Here is a 265-nt window from a genome sequence, read left to right as displayed (position 1 = left end):
TGCTGCGGACTCGCGATAGATCGCAAGATCGACGAGACTCGAGCCGAAATCGAGCATCCGCGTGGCATGAAATGGCCATTGATATCCCTTGCGGAACAGGTTGGAGGCCATCTCCTGTGTGCTGCGATAATACTGGGCAAGGAAGTGGTGCTCATTGCCCTCCGCATCAATCGAATAGACATGCGGAGTCGCCTGGACATAGGTGCCGGACAGATTCCAGGGAAAACCCTCCCGGCGCGTGCCTATACCGAACTGGCTCTCTGTA

Annotated in this window: 1 pseudogene; it reads right to left on the bottom strand. The window is 56.2% G+C overall.

The features are described 5' to 3' along the window. Positions 1-265: pseudogene (locus EH240_RS37715) on the bottom strand (oxidoreductase); the annotation flags it as partial.

Origin of the sequence: Mesorhizobium tamadayense (assembly GCF_003863365.1) — a bacterium.
Lineage (GTDB): Bacteria > Pseudomonadota > Alphaproteobacteria > Rhizobiales > Rhizobiaceae > Mesorhizobium > Mesorhizobium tamadayense.
This window is presented reverse-complemented; position numbering and strand designations above follow the sequence as displayed.